Here is a 21,723-nt window from a genome sequence, read left to right as displayed (position 1 = left end):
GACTCATATTAAAGTTCTTCGAACCAAAGTGCCTTCAATGGATTACTTCGATCCTTTAAAATATTCACCTTACTAAAATGTTGGCGGGTAAGCGTCGTATCTACCGGCAGGTGAATCCATTCCGGTCGTTGCCCGATATTCGCTCCCGGACCATAATTTTCAAATTCCAGATATTCCGACTGGACATGAGCATCCTGATTATTCCAATCATTCCATCCGGTCACAGCGATCTCTTTTGGCAATTCACAATATAAAAAGGCGGTTTTAGCAAAGGTCCTCCAGGGTCTTCCCAATACGATCTTTTCAACCCCTTCACCAGCTTTCAATTGACAATCTTTGAACACAAAACCATACGCTGTTCCTTCTGGGGTAGAGGCTGCAGTAACATATGAGTCGGCCTTAATCACTAAGACACAATCTTCGAATAAAACCGTTGCATTACCGAAAATAAAATCGGTGGTTCCGGAAATGCGGCAATTTTTGAAATACTGACGATGATTCTCACCGGTCAGATAAACAGTATCCTGATTTCCGAGCATACTGCAATTCTCCAGAAAACAGCGATTTCCACTTACCGTTAAAGCGATCGCCTGTCCGACCGGCCCTGCCGTATTTTCTATAGTGAGGTTCTTCAATACACAATCATCGCCTTCCAGTGAAAGGGTTGCAGTCATGAAGGTGCTGTTTCTTCCCCGGTCCACCTGATCAAAAAAATCACCCCAGACGATACGTGTCTTTTCCCGATCTTCACCGATAAGACTTACCATCGGGTTCCAATCCGGAATCCTTACTTTTTCCTTATAGACTCCTGATTTCACATAAATACGCATTCGTTTAGGCGGGAATGCTTTTGTGGCATCAATCGCTCCCTGAATAGTCGTATAATCACCACTGCCATCCGCTGCAACGATCAGATCGTAGTTTGCATATTTATTTTTCCATTCCGGATAATTTTGCAGCAATTGTACCGCAGCATCGCTATACCAACCATAGCCTGTTCTTCTTTCAATTCCGATATCGGCCAGATTCTTACGTCGAATCCCATCCCTGTCGCAGAAAAAAGGTGCATCGGTTTCCAGATCCATAAACCTTGCCCATAAGGCTCCGCTCAAAGGATCCTTAACCACTTTACGGTCTCTAACGCCATCCGTATTCACCCATTCCTGACGAATTCCTGTGATCTTCGTTTTTTCGAACCAACGCACTGCGGCTTCAACGCTTCTTATCACCCCTTCCGAGGGATCATCGATCGACATCAACAACCTTGTAATACCTACAGACTCACTTCCGCTTAAGGAAGGTAATTCATAGGCTCTGGCCTGTGCAGGAAGCAGATCGGTAGCATCATGCTGTGCACACCAGGCAGTGAGTTCTCCATTACGTACATATTGTGTGTTTAAGATACAGATCACGCCTTTTTGAAAGGCCAGTCTGCTTCGGTATACCCTATCTTCCGGTATGGGAACACCGAAATAGGATTTTGTATCCATCACTTCCTTTAAAACCTTCATGACATTTACCATGGCGTTGTCATTATAGGTAATATGCGAGTAATAGCCTTTTATCAGTGGATAGAACTGCGGCCAACCTCCATTTTCGTATTGCGCTTCCAGCAGATAATCCAGTGCTTTAATCAGTGCCTCGCGATATGTTTCCTGAGGTTGGGACTTGTATAGTCGAGCAAGAAAGTACATTTCCGTCGTCGTAGCACCATTATCGATGGTACTCCCAACGGGATCTTTCTTTTTTTTCAGCAATTCTTCCTTCTTTCCTTCAGGCAATGGTTCCTGAAAGGGAATGTTCTTTGGCCAACCACCGATATCCCGTTGATATAACAACAGGTTCGAAGCCACTGTTGCAGCTTCCGAGGTAGCAAACCAGGTCGCATCCTTTTTAAAGACCAGTGCCTTCCAGGTGTATTCAGGATCCTGAGCTCCTACCCGGAAAAAGGTAAAACAAAGGATCAAAAGAATCCTTAAAAAATGCTTCCCTGCCATAACCAAGTATTAACGGTTTAGTTCCAGAGCCGCCATTATAAACGGACCTGTTCCTTTGGGGTCATTATCTTTCTTTCTTTCGTTCACATAGTATTCGTAGGATCCGTCACGGTAGGGATTTCCACCCAGTCCCGCTACGGCACAAACTTCGGTGAGATGTATCTCTCCATCCGGATCAACCTTGATCAATTCCTGTGTGAGTCCGTCAAAAGCCTTATTGGCGACGTCTTTGAACTTCTCCGGTAAATAACCCTTATTGGCACCTTTAGCAAGTGCATAAGCAAACATTGAAGAACCTGAAGCTTCAAGATAGTTTCCTTCACGATCTCCCATATCCGTCACCTGATACCAGAGTCCGCTTTCATCTTGAAAAGGTAGCAAGGCTTCTGCAAGTTCATTGAGATAACCGATCAATTCTTTCTTCTTACGATGATTATCCGGATAATAATCCAGAACATCTACCAAAGCCATAGCATACCACCCCAGTGATCGCGACCAGAAATTAGGAGAGGTACCCGTTACCTTATCGGCCCATTCCATCTCGCGGGATTCATCCCATCCATGATACAACAAACCTGTCTTCGGGTCTCTGGCATTCTTTTGAATCAGTTCAAATTGTTTGGCGATATCATTGAGTTTATCGCCCCCTTCAAATCGAGTGTTATAAGCGGCATAGAAAGGCGCTCCCATATAAAGGCCATCCAACCACATCTGATTCGGATATCGCTTCTTATGCCAAAAACCACCGGAAGCGGTTCTCGGCTGACCATCGATCTGCTTTCGTAACGTATCCATCGCAGTCTTGTACCGATGATCATCGGTAAGATCATAAAGATCGAACAAGATCTTTCCTGCATTGATCATATCGATATTGTAATCTTTAAGTTTATATCGAATGATCACTCCCGAGCTGTCGATAAGTTCATCAGCATATCCCTTGACATAATCAAAATATGCCTTCTCATGATTCGTTTCATAAAGCTTTTCAAAAGCAAGCATCACCAACCCGTGTACATAATCCCACTTAGGATCTTCACGAAGATCGATCATCCAGGCTTCCTTGTTTCTTTTCATTATGGACATGGCCATCCGGTCTGACCATTTCTGATCGACAGGAACGGCAAGTGCCACGTCCTCCGAATTTTCTACGGTTTCTTTTTTCTCCTGTTTACAGGAAATGAATAGTGTAGTTAGTAGTAGTCCGAGTACAAAAGTTTTCTTCAAAGTTTTACACTTTTAAGTTTATATCATTTTGAAAGTTCGCTGAGCGTTTCATTCAGCCAGGTATCAAATTCTTCAGCAGAAGTAATTCCACCCGGTTCTTTTTCCCAGGCTCCTGCCAGATAATACGTAATAGGTTCAGTAGTGGGCTTAAAGATGATAAGGTGATCAAATTCTGAATCTTGGATGCGGTCAACTTCATCGGTCTGATAGAAGACAACCATCCCCAATTTATCCGGCACCAGAGATTGTTCTCCCCAGGTAGCTATACATGCCCATTTACCATCTTCACTTTGTTTTTTAATAAGATCGATTCCTTCAAATTTCACGATACCTGTACAAAGTCCTTCAACAGGTTCAGAGGTTACAAAATGATGTTTGGTAAGTCGTGAATCAGGTTTGATCGAAAGTTCGGAGGAAAGATCTGTTTTCACTTCGGGGGTCTGCCATCCGTAATAGGCAATATCCACGGCAGAGTGATCAGCATAATTGGCGACCTTTGCTTTGGTGGAATCCACTTCGTTAAAATGAACTGTGGCTCCCTCATAAAATCGGGCCAGGGATCCTACTCCGAGTGATTTTCCTGCCTTCAGAATATCTGCTCCCCAATCACTCATTTCATGATAAGAATCAAAATTATCCTGTCCTACCTGATCCAGAATCATATCTTCCTTTAACTTCCCGAAAATATCGATGGCATTTCTCCAGTCGAGATAGAGACGATATCCTATTTTATTGCTCTCCCATCCGGGACCTTCATAGCGTATATAGTAAGAGTGATCGGTATGGCTTGCAGGGACGGTAAGGGAATCGACATTCACGAATTTATCTCCACCTTCATACTTACGTCCTACCCATTCACCTCCCTCTTTGATAGAGATCTCGGCATAGGTTTTCGGCAAATCTGCCGTGGTTTCCGCCATCATTTCGGTAACTGTCTCCGAACTATTATCTGCAGAAGCTTTTGGCTCTTGTTTACAAGCCACCAACCCTAATAATCCAACAGCTGTTATAATTTGTAACTTTTTCATGTAAATGGATTTTTATTTTATTATTGAATTTTGAATTTAATCATATTTCACTAAATGATAAACTTGGCGGAAAAAATTCCGCCAAGTTCTGAATAGCTAACTAACTCCAAATAACATCCGGTATTTCTAACCCGGAACTCTAAGAACAAACATTTAATTGTATGCAGGATTTTGTGGAAAATCCTGGTTTTGGTTCAGATCGATCGCTGATTGTGGGATCGGTCTTAATATTTTCTTTTCTCCGTTGGCACCGTCAAAATTCGAAGCCTGGATCAGGTAATGGTACATCGAAGCCCTGTCGATCAGGGTTCCCGTACGTTTCAGGTCAAACCATCGGTGATATTCTCCCAGGAGCTCCCTGGCTCTTTCATCAAGAATATATCCGATACTCATATCCCCTGTGGTAGCTGGAGTTGCATTGGCACGCTCCCTGACTACGTTCAACCGGTTTAAGGCTGTGGCAACATCGCCGGATTGAAAATAGGCTTCCGCAGCGATAAGGTAGGTATCTCCCAATCGGGAAAGTACTACATCCCGGGTACTAACCCCTCCGGAACCGAAAGGCGAGGAAGGGTCATCAAACTTCTTCACAGGAATGGTTCCGTAGTTTTCGGTGGAATCATCGGCACCATAAGTTCCGTATTCATGATAGGTCACATCGGGATGTGCCGCGATATAGGCCGTTTTATCCAGCTCTGTAAACCATTTCGGTTCATAAAAATCCACTACGGTCAATGACGAATGGTCATCAACATCGAAATAATCATAATATCGGGTAAACACTTCAGTCATAAAAGTGGCCTCCCAACGCTCATCCCCCTGCTCATATAGCTCAAGAGTATAATCGGTCGGACAAAGGTTAAAGCTTCGGTATGGTGCATCACCGGCAACTTCAGAACCTCCCAGATAAGAACTGAAATAGAACGACTGCTGATTTCCGAGATTGAACGGATCGGCACTAACGGAGCCGGCATCATACTGCACTGAGAACAATACTTCTTCATTCAATTCATTCCCGGGGCTCCAGAGATCCTGAAATGAAAGATTCAGTCCCTGACCCGCTATGGCTTCATCGGCATATTGAGCGGCCATTTGAAAGTCAGATGAAGATCCGAAGCTCTCATAAGCCCTGGCCAGATAGACCTTAGCCAGTAAATGGTCTACAGCTCTTTTCGTAACACGGCCTGAAAAAGCTCCACTACTTACCTTGTTCATCGCTGACTGGAGGTCGGCGATCACAAGGTCGTATACTTCCTGTGCGGTATTCCTGTCAAAACTCAGTACCGGACTATCGATATAGTCTGTAACGATTCCTACGCCTCCATAGGTCTGAACCAACAAAAAATAAGCATTGGCCCGCATGTATTCAACTTCTCCAACATATTGATTCAATTGATCGAAAGACTCTGTCAGTTCACTGTAATACAGTGCCATATTCGCGATCTGAATGGCGCGGTAACAAGTACTGTATAATTGACCTACCCCTTCAGAGGCCGAATTGAGTTGTAAATACTGACTCAACCCTACGGGCTCCTGATCCCTGCCTTCCGCATACATATCGGTACCGGCACAGAACAACCAGGGTTCATCTCCATATATTTCTCTCAACTGAGAGTAGTTAGCGGTAACCAGACTTTCAAATCCTTCAGCAGTAGTATAGAAGTTTTCAGCGGTTTCCGTGGAAAGGTTCTCTTCCTCCAGAAAATCATCACACGATGTCAATGAAATTCCAAGGATTGCTGTTGCGAATAATATTTTTTTCATTTTCATCTTTGATTAAAATTTTAAGTTAATCCCTAATTGATAGGTCACCGAACTGACACGTCCGATCCCGAGGCCTGCTGAAGCCCATTCAGGATCATAACCATCATAGTCGGTAAAGACGAACGGATTCAAAACATTTGCATAGATCCTGCAATGCTTGATCTTTAATTTATCGAGCACTGCCGGACTAAGTGTATATCCGAGTGCTATATTTTTGATCTTGACGAAAGATGCATCTCTGTAATAACCCACCCCTTCATTTCGCCAGTAGGTCCCCATATTTCTTGGCTGGGGATAATTGTTCGAATACTGAGGCTCCACACCCGCAGTGTTGTCTGGAACATACCAGTCGATATCCAGTTTCTGTCGTCCGCGATCACGTGTATCGGTGAAATTTGAATGAAACGGACTATAAACAAAAACTCCCTGATTTGTGATCAATGAGGCTGAAAGGTCAAATCCACCAAAGGTCACTTTGGTAAATAAACTTCCCGTCCAGTCTGGATCTGCAGAACCGAGGATCACCCGGTCATCATCCGGATCGATTACGCCATCACCGTTGATATCCTTCACTTTGGCCTGTCCTTCAGACTGACCATACGATTCTGCTTCCGTTCTTTCATTTGCCTGCCAGATCCCATCAAATACATAGTTATATTGTGAATCGATAGACTCTCCAATAAACCATCCGTTACCCACATCATCGATTTCATCCTGTCCATAGATCTCTTCAATGCTGTTATTGTTAGCGGTAAAGGTTCCACTTAGTTCCCAGGAAACTTTATCGGTATTGATAATTCTTCCGGTCAATGCTACTTCCACCCCTTTATTGCTCACTGAGCCCACATTGGCATTGATGGTAGACCATCCTGATTCTACCGGCAACGATTGCTCGAGCAGGAGGTCATCAGATAATCGGTCATAAATGTCGATCGATCCGAACAGGCGATTGCTCATAAAACCGAAATCGAGTCCGAAGTTGAATTCACGGGTCTTTTCCCATCCCAATTCACTGTTCGCCAGATCGGAGGGTAACCAACCATTGACCACGGAACCTCCAAAATCATAATAGGTTTGCTGATCGAGTCCGTTTAACGTAGAATATGGAGAGATCACATTATTTCCAGTATATCCGTAACTCACTCTGAGCTTTAAATTTGAAATAGCTTCAGAACCCTGAAGGAAAGATTCTTCACTGACTCTCCAGGCAAGTGCTCCTGAAGGAAAGGAATCCCATCGGTTCTTTTTAGAAAGTAACGATGACCCATCCCATCGATTCGAGAGCGTGATCAGATATTTTCCTTTATAGGAATAATTGAGACGAAGGGCATAAGAGCTCAACGTTGATTTCACATAGTTAGATCCCAGATTGAAAGTACTCTGCTCACCGGAACCGATATTATAGAATCCCGTATCAAAGGGCTGATTTCTTGAACTTAAGAAGGATGATTCTGAGCGGGTGTAATACACACTCTGAAGCCCCAGAAAATTAAAGGTATGAGCATCGTTCAGTGTATAATTCACATTGAACTGATTATCCCATGTATAATTGAAATTTTCATAATTATCCAAAGAAGAAGAAGGCAGATCATTGTTATTCACTCCCTGGTTCGTCATGGCGCCCCAGGCTCTTCCTCTGCGTCGGTGATCATATCCTGCAGAATAGGTCGACTTCAGTGTCAACCATTCCAAAGGTTTATATTCGAGATAGATGTTTCCGATTATATTCCATCTTCTGGTTTCATCGGAAGTATTGGCGATCTCAAGCAATGGATTATAGGTACTGGTCTTATTGATCAGGTAATCACCATTCTCATCCACCAGTTTACCCGGTAACGGAAATAATTCCCCGTCTAATCCATAAGGTGTCAGGAAAGGATTCAAGCGAAATGCTTCACGCATCGCGACATCACTACCATCCTGCTGTTGTGTCATCGTAAGTGTAAAGTTTGCTCCCGTGGAGATTTTTTCGCTCAATTGATGATCGATACCTGCTTTAAAGGAATATTTCTTCAAAGATTCGTTCTCAACATTACCAGTCTCGTCCTGATAACCGAGCCCTAGATTATAACCGAGTCCGTTTTCAGCACGACCGGCGATATTTACATAATTATTGGTCTGAAGTCCGGTTTTAAGCACGGCATCATACCAATCGAAAGTATCATTATTTAGCGCTCTTTCTTCCAGTAAGGAATTGGCAGATCCGATGACTGCATCATGTAATTCCTCGGGTGTGGTGTTCATGGCATCCCCGCCATTGGTGGTAGCCAGGTAAGCCGATTGATGATAGTACCACCAGGTGGGTCCATCCATCATTTTTGGTAGTCGAGCCACCTCACGGATCCCCATATAACTATCGAGGGAAACGGTTAATCCGGATTTAGCGCCTGCACCACTCTTGGTGGTTACGATGACAACACCATTGGAACCTCTGGAACCATAAATCGCCGTGGAAGACGCATCCTTTAATACATCAAGTCTTTCGATATCCTGAGGATTCAGGAATTCAATTCCATCGGTAGGAACTCCGTCTACAATATATAAAGGATCTCCACTGCCATTCAATGAGTTGTTACCACGGATTACGATGTCAAAACCATCACCGATTCTACCGGTAGACTGATTGATCTGCACACCGGGAAGATTTCCCTGAATAGCTTCCAGCGGGTTATTGAAACTTCTTTCGGTAAGCGCTTCAGAATCCATACTGGAAACCGCTCCGGTAAGGTCAGATTTTTTCTGTGTACCGTATCCTACTACGACCACTTCATCCAACGATTGTGCATCTTCTTCCAGCTGCAAGGTGATAACGGTTCTTCCATCCAGAAATACTTCCTGAGATTTAAATCCCAGATAACTGATCAGCAGGGTAGCACCAGTGTCGGCCACGGTCAGTGTAAAATTACCGTCGAAGTCTGTTGTAGTACCATTCGATGTTCCTTTTTCAATCACGTTAACCCCGGGCAACGGAGTATTCGTAGCGGCATCATTGATGGTTCCGGTAACCACTGTTCCCTGTTGCGCATTTATGGCATTTGCCAGCAACAAGGCAAAAAGCAGAAAGGATTTTGGAATCCTCCTTTCCCATCTTTTAAGTAACTTTTTAATTTTCATAATCAGATAGTTAATTTGAGTGTTTAAGATTAGGTAGTAGTATTAGTTGTATTTATTATCGATAGAAATAGACGACATTGTTACTGCTGATAACCGGTACTGGTGCTATTCCACACCAATGAAACGGGTATTTTAAAATCTTCTCAAACGATTTCGAAAAAATGTTATAAAAAAAACGGGGGAAGGTTGCCGATAAAGGCGAATTGATCATAACCGATATATAGTTGGAGTTTTGGCTCACCAACATCGTGGCAATTAAAATCATTTGAAAAAAATGGCAGCTGTGTACCAATTCAGGATCGGTCATTTTAACAGTGACCGGAATAGTTGAAAACCCTTCTAAAAATTGGTTTGACAGTGTTGGTTGATTCATGTCTGTTGGTTGTAATATACTCCCTTTTTTAGTGTAATCGATTGCACGAAACTAAACAATAAGTGTCAAAATTCAAATTTTTATCGTAAAAAAATGATATTTCATCAATTCATAAGTGTCTTTTTTAACATTATCATATTATATTTACAGGAAATGTGGTAAGAAAATATTACATTTAACTGCGCAAAACATTGATTTTATTGACTTTCGAGCCATTTTGAGATAATTGCGTAATCGATAACATCAATTTTTAATATTTTAGCACGCGAGAAAAATCTCCTGTATATTAGCCAAGTATATGAACGAGAAGGTTACCATCTACGATATCGCCAAAAAGCTGAACATTACGGCAGCAACGGTTTCAAGAGCTTTGAACAACAACCCAAAGATCAGTGAAAGCACCCGAAAACTGGTAATGGAGACTGCGGCGGCAATGAACTACAAACAAAATAAACTTGCAGTTGCTTTAAAAAGTGGTAAGAGTAATACCGTAGGTGTCATTGTACCCTATATCGATCGTAATTTCTTTGCTTCTATCATCCGCGGGATCGAAGAGGAACTGGACCCAATGGGTTACCATACCATTATTTGTCAGACGCACGAAGATGAACAAAAGGAAAAGGATACCATCAATGCTCTTTTGAACACCCAGATCGATGGTATATTGATGTCGATCACCAAGGTAACTCAGAGCACCTCCCACTTCAGGAATGTTTTGAACAAGCAGATCCCCTTGATCTTTTTTGACCGTAAAAAGAATATTCCGGGGGTCAGTACCGTAACCATCAATGACTTTGATGGCGGATATCAGGCCACAAAACATCTTATAGAGCAAGGCTGTAAGCGAATCGCTCATACTTCCGGTGATTTTGCATTGGAGATCTATAAAGATCGTTTCGAAGGTTACAAAGAAGCCTTATCGGAATACGGAATCCCTTTTAAAAAGGAATATGTCATGCAGACCCGAAGTGATACAGATGCGGGAAAAGATGCGATCACAAAATTTATGAAATTACCGAATCCACCGGATGCTTTATTTTCTTCCAGTGATTACGTAGCCCTGGGAGCGATCCAAAAACTAAAAGAACTAGGGGTGAACATCCCGGAAGATTTCAGTGTGGTAGGATTCAGTAACGAACCTTTCACTAAATTTATGGAACTCTCTATTTCCTCTGTAGATCAGAACCCGATGGAAATGGGCAAAATGGCTGCCCGTGTATTTTTGGAACAAATGAATGATTCTGGCGTGAAGATCGAGAAGAAGGTTATACTTTCCCCAAGTCTGATGATACGAAAATCCTCGACCAAAAACGATTAGGAGACAAACGTTCGGGAATATAACTATCCCCGAAACGGTTCATCTGCCAGAAACTACATCAAAATTTATAGCGATACCCCACGTTTCCACGGGATAAAATCATGCTGATCAAGCTGCATAGCCTTAGACTCAATTATTCCGCTGGCTACAGCAATTATATATTCAAGTAATTCATCTGCCATTTCCTGGATGCTCTTCTCTCCGGTGATCACAGCGCCAGTATCTACATCGATAATATCAGGCATTCTTTCCGCCAGTGCAGAATTAGAGGATACTTTGACCACAGGGGAAACAGGATTTCCCGTTGGAGTCCCCAGGCCGGTAGTAAAAAGAATAACATTGGCCCCTGCCCCTGCCATAGCTGTGGTACTTTCCACATCATTTCCTGGCGTACAGAGCAGATTTAATCCGGGTTTATTCACATATTCGCCGTAATCAACGACATCGACCACCGGTGATGTGCCTCCTTTTTTTGCGGCTCCTGCCGATTTCATCGCATCGGTAATAAGTCCGTCCTTGATATTTCCCGGAGATGGATTCATATCAAATCCAGAACCGGCATTGACCACAGATCGCTCAAAATCCTGCATCAACTGAAGGAAACGCTCTGCTTTCTCATTATCCACACAACGATTCACCAATTCCTGTTCCACTCCACAGAGCTCGGGAAATTCAGATAAGATCGCAGTTCCGTTCAGGGCTACCAGCATATCTGAAACCTGTCCAAGTACAGGATTTGCTGAAATTCCGGAGAAACCGTCAGATCCCCCGCATTCCAGACCTATCTTTAATTTAGACAATGGCGCAGGTTCTCTTACATACTGATCCGCTTTCTTGATCTCGGCATACGAATCCTTAATGATCCGCGAAATCATCCCGTCAACCGTACCTTCCTGTTGTTGTTCGTAGATAAGTATAGGCTTTTGAAAATCGGGATTGATCGTTTTTAAAGCGCTTTTAAATATATCCACCTGTAAATTCTGACATCCCAGACTGAGAACGGTTGCCCCTGCAACATTCGGATTGTTAAGATATCCGGATAATAATCTGGCAAGACTAACCGCATCCTGACGAATTCCTCCGCAACCTCCCTGATGGGTAATAAAACGCACTTTAATATTTTCAAAAACAGGCGTGGTTTCCGGTTCAGGCTGATCTTCCAATTCATTTCCTCCGTTATGGATCAATGATCGTAATAACAGGCGATGACGGTCTGCTTGTTTATGCAACAATTCCTTTTCGAAAACCTCCTTTAATACCTCGATGTTTCTGTTCTCACAGAATACAAGAGGAAAGAACAACCAAACATTATCGGTTCCTACCTGTCCATCCAGCCTGTGATATCCATTAAAAGTGCGATCCTCCCATTTTGAGACATCCGGAGCATCCCAGATGAAATCAGCTGTTTTTCCTGATACCTTAGCACTCTGGTGTTTTACATTATGAATGGTCAGGGCAGCGCCCTTAGGTATATCCGATTCGGCTTTTCCTACCAGCACGCCATACATAAAGATTTCATCACCTGCGTTCAGGTCGGTCAGAGCGATCTTATGCTTGGCATCTGCATCGGTGGCAAAGATCACTTCTGATCCATCCAGTTCTGCACGGTCTCCTGTTTTATGATCGCTTAATACCACGGCCACATTATCATCAGGATGTACTTTTATCAATGTTCTGCGCATACGTTACTTTTTAATTGAATCATTTCACGAAAGACTGGTATCCTCCTTCTATCCCTTTGGTATCGATAAGCTCCAGCGCTTTTGCCACAGCTTCCGTCAGGTCTGGTCTCATGGAGAGATCCTCATCCCAAAAGGAAGCATTCTTCAATACTTTCTCTGTAATTATAAGATAATCATTTTCCTTCCAAACCTCATTAAAAAAGGCGACTATTTCCGCATTATCATTAACAGGAAGCGTCTCACCCTGCCATTCTCCTTTATAGAAACGGATCAACGCTGCAAAGGAAAAACACAAATTTAAGGGTAATCGATTACATTTATCGATATAATTTAAAAGACTCGGTAGTACCCTAACCTTAAATTTAGAGATCGAATTCAGAGCAATACTGGCGAGTAAGTGCTTTATAAAAGGGTTTCTGAACCGATCGAAAACCTCTTCTGCAAACGTAACCAATTCCTTCCTTTCCAGATCAAGGGTAGGAATGATTTCCTCGAATACCGTATCATGAAGGTATTTACCGGTGAATGCATTATCTACAGACTCCTTTACGGTAACATTCCCATAAAGTATCGACATAGGCACCAGTGCAGTATGTGCCCCATTCAGAATACGTACCTTACGGGTGCGGTAAGGTTGCATATTATTTACGAATAGAACATTTAGATCTGTTCGGTCGAATGGAAGTTTCTTCATTAATTCCTCATCCCCCTCGATCACCCAAAGAAAGAATGCCTCTGCGGTTACGATCAGATTATCTTTATAATCAAGTTGACTGTTATAGGCTTCTATTTCATCTTTAGGATACCCAGGCACGATACGGTCTACCAATGTATTGTGAAAGCTGTTCGATTGGATGATCCACTTCCTGAATCCTTCTTCGAGCCTCCAAAGATCACTGTATTGCAGAATGATATCTTTTAAGGTATCTGAATTATAATTGATGAGTTCACACGGAATGATTGTTAAACCTTTATCGGCTGCCCCTTCAAAATGGCGATAGCGTTCTAACAGGAACCTGGTAAGTTTAGCCGGATATGAATTTGGCGGTGTCATCTCCGGGGTATCCTTTTCGTCAAAGGAAATTCCGGCTTCTGTAGTGTTGGAAAAGACAAAATCCAGAGTGTCCAGCCTTGCCAGTTCAAGATAAGATTCATAGGATGTATATGGATCGATACCCTTAACGATTGATGAAACCAGTTTTTTATCTTCGATGACCTTTCCTTTGGATACGCCTTTCATAAACAAGGTGTAGAGTCCGTCCTGATCGTTAAGCATATTAACGAGTCCGCGGTCGATCGGCTGAACGACAGCCACGCCTCCGTTAAAACCAGCATGTTCGTTGAGTTCCTGGATGGCATAATCCACGAAGGCTCTCAGGAAATTACCTTCCCCGAACTGCAAAACCCTGATCGGTAAATTTTCTTCCAATCCGGCTTCTTTTCTGTTCAATGCTTTCATTTGATTGTTATTTAGTTGTCTTTAGCGAACTTGTCGCCGTGTTCACAGAACACGTAATATTATTTATATATTTTGTTTTATAAATCGAATAATTCCGGCAACCACATGGTGAGCTGTGGCACATAGGTTACGAGGAACAAGGCTACGATCATCGCCAGAAACAGGGGAATCAATGGTTTTATCACCTTTTCAATGGAGGTCTGTGCGACCCCGACTCCAACAAACAATACCGAGCCAACAGGTGGTGTACATAGACCTATACAAAGATTCAGTACCATAATGATCCCGAAATGTACCGGATCCATCCCCAATTTGGTCACTACCGGCAAGAAGATCGGTGTAAAGATCAGTACAGCCGGAGTCATATCCATAAAGATTCCTACGAACAGCAGGATCAGGTTAATGATCAAAAGTATCACTACCTTATTATCACTTATTCCCAAAAGCGCATCACTGATACTCTGAGGAATATTCTCATAAGACATTACCCATGACATACTCATGGATGCTCCGATCAGCAGCATTACGATCGCTGTGGTTGCCGAAGAATCCAACAGAATTTGTGGCAGGTCTTTTATCTTAACTTCCCGATAGATAAAACCGAGGATGAGCGTATACAGTACAGCGATGGCAGAGGCCTCTGTTGCAGTGAATATTCCGGTTACGATTCCGCCGATCACAACGACCAGCAGCATAAGACTTGGAAATGCGTCTACAAAGGTTCTGACTACTCTTTTCAGAGAACTCCGTTTACCTGTTTTATATTTCTTCTTCTTAGCCCAGAACATCGCTACCAGCATTAAAAAAAGTCCGGTAAGGATTCCTGGAATATACCCGGCCAGAAACAAGGCTGCAATGGAGGCACCTCCACTGGCAAGTGAATACACGATCAACACGTTACTCGGCGGTATCACTAATCCGGTCGTTGCCGAAGTGATATTCACCGCAGCACCGAACTCCTTCGAATATCCTTCCTTTTCCATCTCCGGTCCGAGAATACTTCCCATCGCAGAGGCAGAAGCCATAGCCGATCCGGCGATTGCTCCCATGAGCATGGCTGCAATGATATTGATCAAAGCAAGTCCGCCCGGAAGTGCTCCTACGAGCGTCTTAGCAAATTCTATCAATCTTTGGGCGATCCCTCCCTTGTTCATCAATTGTCCGGAAAGAATGAAAAAGGGGATAGCCAGCAATGCAAAACTGTCCAGTCCTGCGCCGATCCGTTGTGCTACTGTGGTGTAGGCGGGTAATGCCGGAATCGATACCAGCATCGTCAGTAATGATGAGATGGCAATACTCCAGGCCACGGGTGTTCCGATAGCGAGCAAGACCAGAAAACTGACCACCAAAACGATAATTGGGATAAATTCCATCATGATATTTCGGGGTTTAGAAGGTCAGTACTTTTGTAAAAAATAATAAGCAGTCCGCTCAACGGTAAAACAACGTAAACCAGTGCCAGCGGTATTTGCAGGGCAGGAGATTGTTGTCCGAGTATATAGGTGATATACACCAGTCTTGCGCCACCTACCACAAAGCCAAAGAAGGCAAAAAGAATAATGAGAATATTCACAAGCACCTTCAATCGCTTTTGCGTTCTGTCTCCTGCCTTAGCGGGTAATACATCGATTGCGACATGCATTCTGCGTCCGGATACATAAGCTGCACCGAGTATCCCGAGCCAGATCATTAAATACCGAGCCAGTTCATCCGTAAAGGAACTGGGTATACCTACGACGTACCGGGTGAATACCTGCCAAAGTACGTTGATCACCATGACTCCCATGATCACCACCAATACCTTTCCCAGGATCGTGTCTATTGATTTTCGTAACGTGTTCATTGTTTCCTGTTGGTTAATTTGTAAAGTCTGTTAAAGTTCTAGCGGGTGTTTTTGATGGATTCGATCAATTGGTTCATTTCGGCATCTTCCTTATAAGCTTCAAAGATCGGGGCTACTTTTTCAGCGAAGGGTTCTTTATCAGGCCGTATAACCTCAACCCCGGCTGCCTGAACAGCTTCAAGTGCTTCTTTTTCTGATTCGGCCCAAAGTTTCCGCTGATAGCTCACTGAACGATTCACTGCCTCACTCAGCCATTTTCGTTGTTGTTCACTAAGGCTTTCCCACAGCTGAGTTCCAGCGACCAGAACATCCGGAAGCATGGTGTGCTCATCGAGTGAATAGTATTTACATACTTCATAGTGTCTCGAAAGATAGAAGCTGGGAGGATTATTCTCTGCACCGTCAACCACGCCTTGTTGCAAAGCGGTATAGAGTTCACCCCAGGAGATCGGTGTCGGTGATCCTCCAAAATTACGTACCATATCCATCGCAGTCACACTTTCCATAACACGGATCTTCATCCCGTTCAGGTCCTCCGGTGTATTCACCGGTTTGGTCATCGTATAAAAGCTGCGACTTCCGGCATCATAATAACCGAGTCCTTTTAACCAGTATTTTTCGCCTTCATTCAACAGTTGCTGTCCTATGGGGCCGTCCAGTACTTTAAAACAATGTTCTTTATCCCGAAAAAGGAATGGGAGTCCCAGCACTCTCAGCTTGGGCGCAAAATTTTCAAGTACCCCAACAGAAACCTTTGTCATGTCGAGGCTCCCGATCTGAAGGAGTTCAAGACATTCTCTTTCCGTTCCCAGTTGCTGGCTTGGATAGATCTCAAGTGTGAGTTCCCCTCCGGAGATCTCTTCGAGGTCTTCTCCCATCTTCACCATCGCCTTATGAACTGAATGGTTTACATCCAGCCCGTGACCTAATTTGATCACGCGATGTTGTTTTCCCTGGGAGCACCCCACAAGAGCCCCTGTTACCAACAAGGATAACAAGATTAGTAGTTTGTTTTTCATTATGTAAAGTCTAAGTCTAAGTCAGTTGGTGTTTCCCTATAGCCGAAATTCATACGGATATAGGCTGGTGATTCGTATTACCGCAATCCGGCAATGGTCTTCAGCACCTGATGCACCTGTTGTTCCAGCACATCGTAATCTCCGTTCTCAATGATTTCGGAGGTAATCAATTGTGAGCCCATACCCACACAGGTAACTCCTGCATTGAACCAGCCTTTCAGATTATCAGGGTCTGGTGTAACCCCGCCTGTTGGCATGATGCTGGTCCATGGGCAAGGACCCTTGATCGCTTTCACGAAGGATGGTCCGTAAACAGAACCTGGAAAGAGCTTTACGATCTCACAGCCAAACTCCTCTGCCTTTGCGATCTCGGTCAGGGTTCCACAACCCGGAGACCACAAGACCTTTCTTCGGTTACAGACGACCGCAATATCCTCTCTGAAAACCGGCGTGATCACAAAGGATGCTCCCAGATTCATGTACAAAGATGCGGCAGCCGCATCGGTCACAGAACCTACTCCAAGCATCATTTCCGGACATTCTCTGGCTGTAAACTTCTTGAGTTCAGCGAAAATCTCATGAGCGAAGGCTCCCCGACTGGTAAACTCAAAGACGCGGGCTCCCCCGCGATAACAAGCCTGAACGACATTTTGCATCACCTCGCTATCCGGATGATAAAACAGGGGTACGAGTCCGGTATCGGTCATGGTACGTATCACGTCTATTCTGCTAAATTCACTCATAGAATCTATTCTTTTATCGATTAACTCTCCCGGAAGTATCTCCTCCCATCAACGCCTCAACTTCCTGATGCGTGACAAGATTTACATCTCCATAGATCGTGTGTTTTAAAGTTGATGCAGCCACTGCAAATTCAATGGCCTTTTGCGGATCGAAATGGTTAAGCCCGTAAATCAGTGCTCCCATAAAACTGTCGCCGGCTCCAATCCTGTCTACGATATGTGTTATATCATAAGTACTGGAAGCATATCGCATACCTTCAACATCGATCACCGCAGACCAGGTATTGTGCAACGCACTGATATTCCCACGCGTGGTAATAGCGATCGATTTCAAAGCCGGAAATCTTTTACGAAGTTGGTCACAAAGCGACATCTGTCGTTCACCTTCATCCTTTCCGGAAACTTCGATTCCGAAATACTGACTGGCAGCGTAGTCACCCGCAAGAACAACATCGCAAAGTCCGACCATCTCTTCCATGATCTCAGAAGGAGATTTACCATAATTCCAGAGATTAGCGCGATAATTAAAATCGGTAGATATAGTAAGTCCCATCTCCCGAGCCGCCTTCAATCCTTCCAGACATACATCCGCTGCACCCTGAGAAACGCCTGGGGTTATTCCTGACCAATGAAACCAGGTCGCACCCTCAAAGGTCTTCTCCCAGTCGATCATCCCTTTTTCAAGGCTTGCAAATCCGGAATTCTTACGATCGTAAATGATCTTACTTCCTCTGATAGAAGCCCCTTTTTCAAGAAAATAAATTCCCATTCTGTCTCCTCCGAAAACAACATTATCGGTATCTACGTTGAATCGGTTCATTTCCATGAGGGCACATTTCCCTATATCATTATCCGGCAAACGGGTTACAAAACCGGCCTTCATTCCGAAATTGGCCGCCGAAGCAACCACATTGAATTCACTTCCGCCGAAATCGGCATTGAACTCACCTGCCTGAGCGAATTTCAGGAAATCCTTGGTGGATAAACGAAGTAGAACTTCTCCTAAAGCAACAACTTTCTTCAAAAGTATATCGGTGTTTATTTCTTAATAGTTGGGTAATTAAAATAGTTTCGGGCATTGTTATAGCAGATGTCCTGAATGATCTTACCGATCCAGGGTAAATCTTCCGGTAATTCTCCGCTTGCGATCTCTTTTCCGAACAGGTTACACAGCACTCTTCTGAAATACTCATGACGCGGATACGAGAGAAAACTCCTTGAATCGGTGAGCATTCCAATAAAGGTACTAACGACTCCCATATTGGAAAGTGCATTCAATTGTTCTATAATCCCTTGTTTCTGGTCTAAAAACCACCAACCGGAACCGAACTGCACCTTTCCTCGAACCGAGCCATCGTTAAAATTACCGATCATGGTAGCCATCACTTCATTATCGGCGGGATTCAGGTTGTATAATATGGTTTTGGTAAGTGTATCCTTCCCATCAAGTTCATTCAGGAATGCAGACAGATTGCTTGCCTGAGCAAAATCTCCTATAGAATCCCAGCCTGTATCGGGCCCCAGCTTACTCAGCATTCTTCGGTTATTATTCCGAAGAGCTCCAAGGTGAAATTGTTGTACCCAGCCCAGTTTATGATATTGTTCTGAAAGGAACAATAGGATACCCGTCTGGAACTTATGAGATTCCTCCATGGTCAGCGCTCCTCCCTTTCTTCTCTTTGCAAAAATATCGACCAACTCCTTTTCACTACCTTTTGAAAACGGCAGGTAATCGAGGCCGTGATCAGAAAGCTTGCAGCCGTTATCATGGAAATAGGCAATACGACTTTCAAGGGCATCCAGAAGATCCTTATACGTATTAATACTTTTCCCTGAGGCCTTTTCAAGCTGATTGAGGTAATCATTATATCCTTCCGAATGAATCAGAATCGCCTTATCCGGACGAAAAGCTGTGCTTACGTGGATCTCCAATCCGGATCCCTCCAGTTGCTGATGGTATTCAAGCGTATCAATCGGATCTTCTGTTGTACAAACCACCTCAACATTCATTTTTCTCAAAAGATTTCGGCAACTGTATTCCGAAGTATTCAGGAGGCCACTGGCTTTCTCATAGATAGCAGGAGCAGAATCTGCATTGAGCAGATCCGTGATTCCGAAATACCTTGCTAACTCCAGATGCGTCCAATGATACAGTGGGTTTCGCATGGTATAGGGTACAGATTCACCCCATTTCTGGAATTTTTCTGCATCGGTAGCATCTCCGGTAATAAATTTTTCATTTACGCCCAGGGCACGCATGGCTCTCCATTTATAGTGATCTCCATAGATCCAAACATGGGTAAGGTTCTTAAAGACCTCATCTTCCGCGATCGATTTTGGAGACAGGTGACAATGATAATCGATGATCGGCATCGCAGATGCATAGTCATGATATAATTGCTGTGCGTATGTATTCTCCAGCAGGAAATTATCGTGTATAAACGATGGGTTATTTTTCATCGGTCGGATACTTAGTTTTCATTGGCGGGTTTACCGATAGTGGCCAGAATTCCACCATCTACATATATAATTTGTCCGTTTACAAAATCGCTGGCTTTAGAGGCCAGAAAGACGGTTGTCCCAGCTAGATCTTCTGGGTTCCCCCATCTACCTGCAGGGGTTCTACCTACGATAAAATCATTAAACGGATGACCATCCACTCGAATGGGTTCAGTCTGTGAAGTTGCAAAATAACCGGGACCTATCCCGTTTACCTGAATATTGTGTTTCGCCCATTCTGTAGCGAGACTTCGGGTCAGCATCTTCAGTCCGCCCTTTGCTGCTGCATAGGCCGAGACACTGTTCCTTCCCAGTTCGCTCATCATGGAACAGATATTTATAATCTTTCCACCCCCTCTTTCGATCATTCGTTTTGAAAACAGCTGCGACATGATAAAGGCTCCGGTCAGATCAACATCGATAACCCTGCGAAAATCTGCGATTTCCATATCGGTGGCCATCACTCTTTTTATGATTCCGGCGTTATTTACCAAAATGTCTACCGGACCTTCAGTTTCCTCCATCAGAGCAACTTGTTTCGCTGCCTCCTTTTCATCCGTAATATCGAAAAGATACCCCGATGCTTTGTAACCAAGGCTCGAGTAATGCGCAAGTGCATCCTTTAATTTGGCTGGAGTAGTGCTACTGATGATCAGTTCTGCTCCGGCTGCAGCGAGACCTTCCGCCATCGCCATTCCCAGTCCGTGAGTTCCTCCTGTGATAAGTGCGCGCTTACCTGTTAAATCAAATAGATCCATATCGGTTATTTTAATTCGTCAGGTGAACACATATCCATATCTCCATAATCGAGATTCTCTCCTGCCATTCCCCAGATAAAGGAATAGTTTGAAGTACCTGATCCGCTATGGATCGACCACTCCGGTGATAATACTGCCTGATTGGACTGCAGGAAAATATGTCTGGTGTGCTGTGGTTCTCCCATCAAATGACAAATGGTTTGCCCTTCTTCAAGATCGAAATAGAAATATGCCTCCATTCTTCTGGCATGGGTATGTGCCGGCATGGTATTCCATACGTTTCCGGGAAGCAATTCAGTAAGTCCCATCTGCAATTGACAGGTTTCAACAATACTGTTTACGATCAGTTTATTCAGAATACGCTTATTAGCATATTTTTCATCCCCGAGCTGAATCACCTCAGCGTCTTCCTTACCTACCTTCTTGGTTGGAAATGCCATATGTGCTGGTGCCGAGTTTATGTAGAATAAAGCCTGCTGGCCATCAGCCGATTCAAAGATCACTTCTTTATTATCCTTTCCCACATAAAGTGCTTCTTTCTTTTTGAGTTCGAAAGTTTCTCCGTCAACGGTAACCTTTCCATCACCACCAACATTAATAATTCCGAGTTCTCTTCTATCAAGAAAGTTTTCAGATTTCAATTCATCAATCGTTTCAAGTTTCAGCGCTTTTGATACCGGCATCACCCCACCTACGATATAACGATCGTACATAGAATATGTCAGCTGAATACTGTCAGCTTTAAATAAGGATTCAATCAGAAAGTGTGAGCGAATAGCTTCTGTATCATAACTCCTGGCATCTACCGGATTTGAAGCGTATCTGAAATCTACTTTAGTCATAGTTCAATTTTTAATGTAATCGATTACACAAATATATATTAATTTTTTAATCCACCATAA

16 protein-coding genes are annotated in these 21,723 nt (G+C 43.6%); 1 reads left to right on the top strand and 15 read right to left on the bottom strand.

All coding sequences use genetic code 11. The features are described from left to right. Nucleotides 1-8 precede the first annotated feature (8 nt). From pelA to DMZ48_RS02820, 5 genes are all read right to left on the bottom strand, one after another. Nucleotides 9-1,997 carry a pectate lyase gene (gene pelA / locus DMZ48_RS02840; RefSeq protein WP_143953575.1) on the bottom strand — a complete coding sequence of 663 codons (1,989 nt, stop codon included), beginning with the start codon at nucleotides 1,995-1,997 and terminating at the stop codon, nucleotides 9-11. Nucleotides 1,998-2,006: 9 nt separating this feature from the next. Continuing rightward, nucleotides 2,007-3,221 (bottom strand): glycoside hydrolase family 88/105 protein, encoded by a 1,215-nt coding sequence (locus tag DMZ48_RS02835; RefSeq protein WP_242009089.1) that lies wholly within the window; start codon nucleotides 3,219-3,221, stop codon nucleotides 2,007-2,009. A gap of 23 nt (nucleotides 3,222-3,244) precedes the next feature. Beyond that, nucleotides 3,245-4,249 carry a DUF4861 family protein gene (locus DMZ48_RS02830; RefSeq protein ID WP_143953574.1) on the bottom strand — a complete coding sequence of 335 codons (1,005 nt, stop codon included), beginning with the start codon at nucleotides 4,247-4,249 and terminating at the stop codon, nucleotides 3,245-3,247. A gap of 153 nt (nucleotides 4,250-4,402) precedes the next feature. Continuing rightward, nucleotides 4,403-6,013: a RagB/SusD family nutrient uptake outer membrane protein gene (locus DMZ48_RS02825; RefSeq protein WP_143953573.1), complete on the bottom strand. Its 1,611-nt coding sequence runs from the start codon at nucleotides 6,011-6,013 to the stop codon at nucleotides 4,403-4,405. A 12-nt stretch (nucleotides 6,014-6,025) separates the two neighbouring features. Beyond that, entirely contained in the window at nucleotides 6,026-9,127 is a 3,102-nt protein-coding gene (locus DMZ48_RS02820; protein WP_143953572.1) for a SusC/RagA family TonB-linked outer membrane protein, read from the bottom strand. 671 nt (nucleotides 9,128-9,798) lie between these two features. Between DMZ48_RS02820 and DMZ48_RS02815 the strand changes: the two genes are divergently transcribed. After that, nucleotides 9,799-10,818, top strand: a complete 1,020-nt coding sequence (locus DMZ48_RS02815) for a LacI family DNA-binding transcriptional regulator (RefSeq protein WP_143953571.1) — start codon at nucleotides 9,799-9,801, stop codon at nucleotides 10,816-10,818. Between the two features lie 65 nt (nucleotides 10,819-10,883). Here DMZ48_RS02815 and DMZ48_RS02810 read toward each other — a convergent pair whose 3' ends face one another. The 10 genes from DMZ48_RS02810 to kduI all read right to left on the bottom strand — a co-directional run bounded on the left by DMZ48_RS02810 (nucleotide 10,884) and on the right by kduI (nucleotide 21,663). Then, on the bottom strand, nucleotides 10,884-12,500 hold the full coding sequence (locus DMZ48_RS02810) for a UxaA family hydrolase (RefSeq protein ID WP_143953570.1): 1,617 nt from the start codon (nucleotides 12,498-12,500) through the stop codon (nucleotides 10,884-10,886). Nucleotides 12,501-12,519: 19 nt separating this feature from the next. Continuing rightward, entirely contained in the window at nucleotides 12,520-13,959 is a 1,440-nt protein-coding gene (locus DMZ48_RS02805; protein WP_143953569.1) for a tagaturonate reductase, read from the bottom strand. A gap of 77 nt (nucleotides 13,960-14,036) precedes the next feature. Then, entirely contained in the window at nucleotides 14,037-15,332 is a 1,296-nt protein-coding gene (locus DMZ48_RS02800) for a TRAP transporter large permease (RefSeq protein ID WP_143953831.1), read from the bottom strand. Beyond that, nucleotides 15,332-15,802, bottom strand: a complete 471-nt coding sequence (locus tag DMZ48_RS02795; RefSeq protein ID WP_143953568.1) for a TRAP transporter small permease — start codon at nucleotides 15,800-15,802, stop codon at nucleotides 15,332-15,334. The genes DMZ48_RS02800 and DMZ48_RS02795 overlap by 1 nt, the downstream gene beginning before the upstream one ends. Before the next feature lie 38 nt (nucleotides 15,803-15,840). After that, nucleotides 15,841-16,821: a TRAP transporter substrate-binding protein gene (locus tag DMZ48_RS02790; RefSeq protein ID WP_143953567.1), complete on the bottom strand. Its 981-nt coding sequence runs from the start codon at nucleotides 16,819-16,821 to the stop codon at nucleotides 15,841-15,843. A 77-nt stretch (nucleotides 16,822-16,898) separates the two neighbouring features. Then, entirely contained in the window at nucleotides 16,899-17,564 is a 666-nt protein-coding gene (locus tag DMZ48_RS02785) for a bifunctional 4-hydroxy-2-oxoglutarate aldolase/2-dehydro-3-deoxy-phosphogluconate aldolase (protein WP_143953566.1), read from the bottom strand. Between the two features lie 13 nt (nucleotides 17,565-17,577). Then, nucleotides 17,578-18,588 (bottom strand): sugar kinase, encoded by a 1,011-nt coding sequence (locus DMZ48_RS02780; RefSeq protein WP_143953565.1) that lies wholly within the window; start codon nucleotides 18,586-18,588, stop codon nucleotides 17,578-17,580. A gap of 14 nt (nucleotides 18,589-18,602) precedes the next feature. Then, on the bottom strand, nucleotides 18,603-20,024 hold the full coding sequence (uxaC, locus tag DMZ48_RS02775; protein WP_143953564.1) for a glucuronate isomerase: 1,422 nt from the start codon (nucleotides 20,022-20,024) through the stop codon (nucleotides 18,603-18,605). An 11-nt stretch (nucleotides 20,025-20,035) separates the two neighbouring features. Further along, the gene (locus DMZ48_RS02770) at nucleotides 20,036-20,821 is read right to left on the bottom strand and encodes a gluconate 5-dehydrogenase (protein WP_143953563.1); all 786 of its coding nucleotides are present in this window, start codon (nucleotides 20,819-20,821) and stop codon (nucleotides 20,036-20,038) included. A 5-nt stretch (nucleotides 20,822-20,826) separates the two neighbouring features. After that, on the bottom strand, nucleotides 20,827-21,663 hold the full coding sequence (gene kduI / locus DMZ48_RS02765) for a 5-dehydro-4-deoxy-D-glucuronate isomerase (RefSeq protein ID WP_143953562.1): 837 nt from the start codon (nucleotides 21,661-21,663) through the stop codon (nucleotides 20,827-20,829). Nucleotides 21,664-21,723: the final 60 nt, after the last annotated feature.

The organism is Robertkochia solimangrovi (genome assembly GCF_007279655.1).
GTDB classification, from domain to species: domain Bacteria; phylum Bacteroidota; class Bacteroidia; order Flavobacteriales; family Flavobacteriaceae; genus Robertkochia; species Robertkochia solimangrovi.
The sequence above is the reverse complement of the archived record's forward strand: the minus strand, read 5'-3'. Positions and strand labels throughout refer to the sequence as shown.

Coding starts and splice junctions, on each gene's coding strand:
- DMZ48_RS02785 (WP_143953566.1), bottom strand. CDS start 17,564: ATGAGTGAATTTAGCAGAATAGACGTGATACGTACCATGACCGATACC.
- DMZ48_RS02770 (WP_143953563.1), bottom strand. CDS start 20,821: ATGGATCTATTTGATTTAACAGGTAAGCGCGCACTTATCACAGGAGGA.
- DMZ48_RS02810 (WP_143953570.1), bottom strand. CDS start 12,500: ATGCGCAGAACATTGATAAAAGTACATCCTGATGATAATGTGGCCGTG.
- pelA (WP_143953575.1), bottom strand. CDS start 1,997: ATGGCAGGGAAGCATTTTTTAAGGATTCTTTTGATCCTTTGTTTTACC.
- DMZ48_RS02830 (WP_143953574.1), bottom strand. CDS start 4,249: ATGAAAAAGTTACAAATTATAACAGCTGTTGGATTATTAGGGTTGGTG.
- kduI (WP_143953562.1), bottom strand. CDS start 21,663: ATGACTAAAGTAGATTTCAGATACGCTTCAAATCCGGTAGATGCCAGG.
- DMZ48_RS02790 (WP_143953567.1), bottom strand. CDS start 16,821: ATGAAAAACAAACTACTAATCTTGTTATCCTTGTTGGTAACAGGGGCT.
- DMZ48_RS02820 (WP_143953572.1), bottom strand. CDS start 9,127: ATGAAAATTAAAAAGTTACTTAAAAGATGGGAAAGGAGGATTCCAAAA.
- uxaC (WP_143953564.1), bottom strand. CDS start 20,024: ATGAAAAATAACCCATCGTTTATACACGATAATTTCCTGCTGGAGAAT.
- DMZ48_RS02805 (WP_143953569.1), bottom strand. CDS start 13,959: ATGAAAGCATTGAACAGAAAAGAAGCCGGATTGGAAGAAAATTTACCG.
- DMZ48_RS02815 (WP_143953571.1), top strand. CDS start 9,799: ATGAACGAGAAGGTTACCATCTACGATATCGCCAAAAAGCTGAACATT.
- DMZ48_RS02800 (WP_143953831.1), bottom strand. CDS start 15,332: ATGGAATTTATCCCAATTATCGTTTTGGTGGTCAGTTTTCTGGTCTTG.
- DMZ48_RS02795 (WP_143953568.1), bottom strand. CDS start 15,802: ATGAACACGTTACGAAAATCAATAGACACGATCCTGGGAAAGGTATTG.
- DMZ48_RS02825 (WP_143953573.1), bottom strand. CDS start 6,013: ATGAAAAAAATATTATTCGCAACAGCAATCCTTGGAATTTCATTGACA.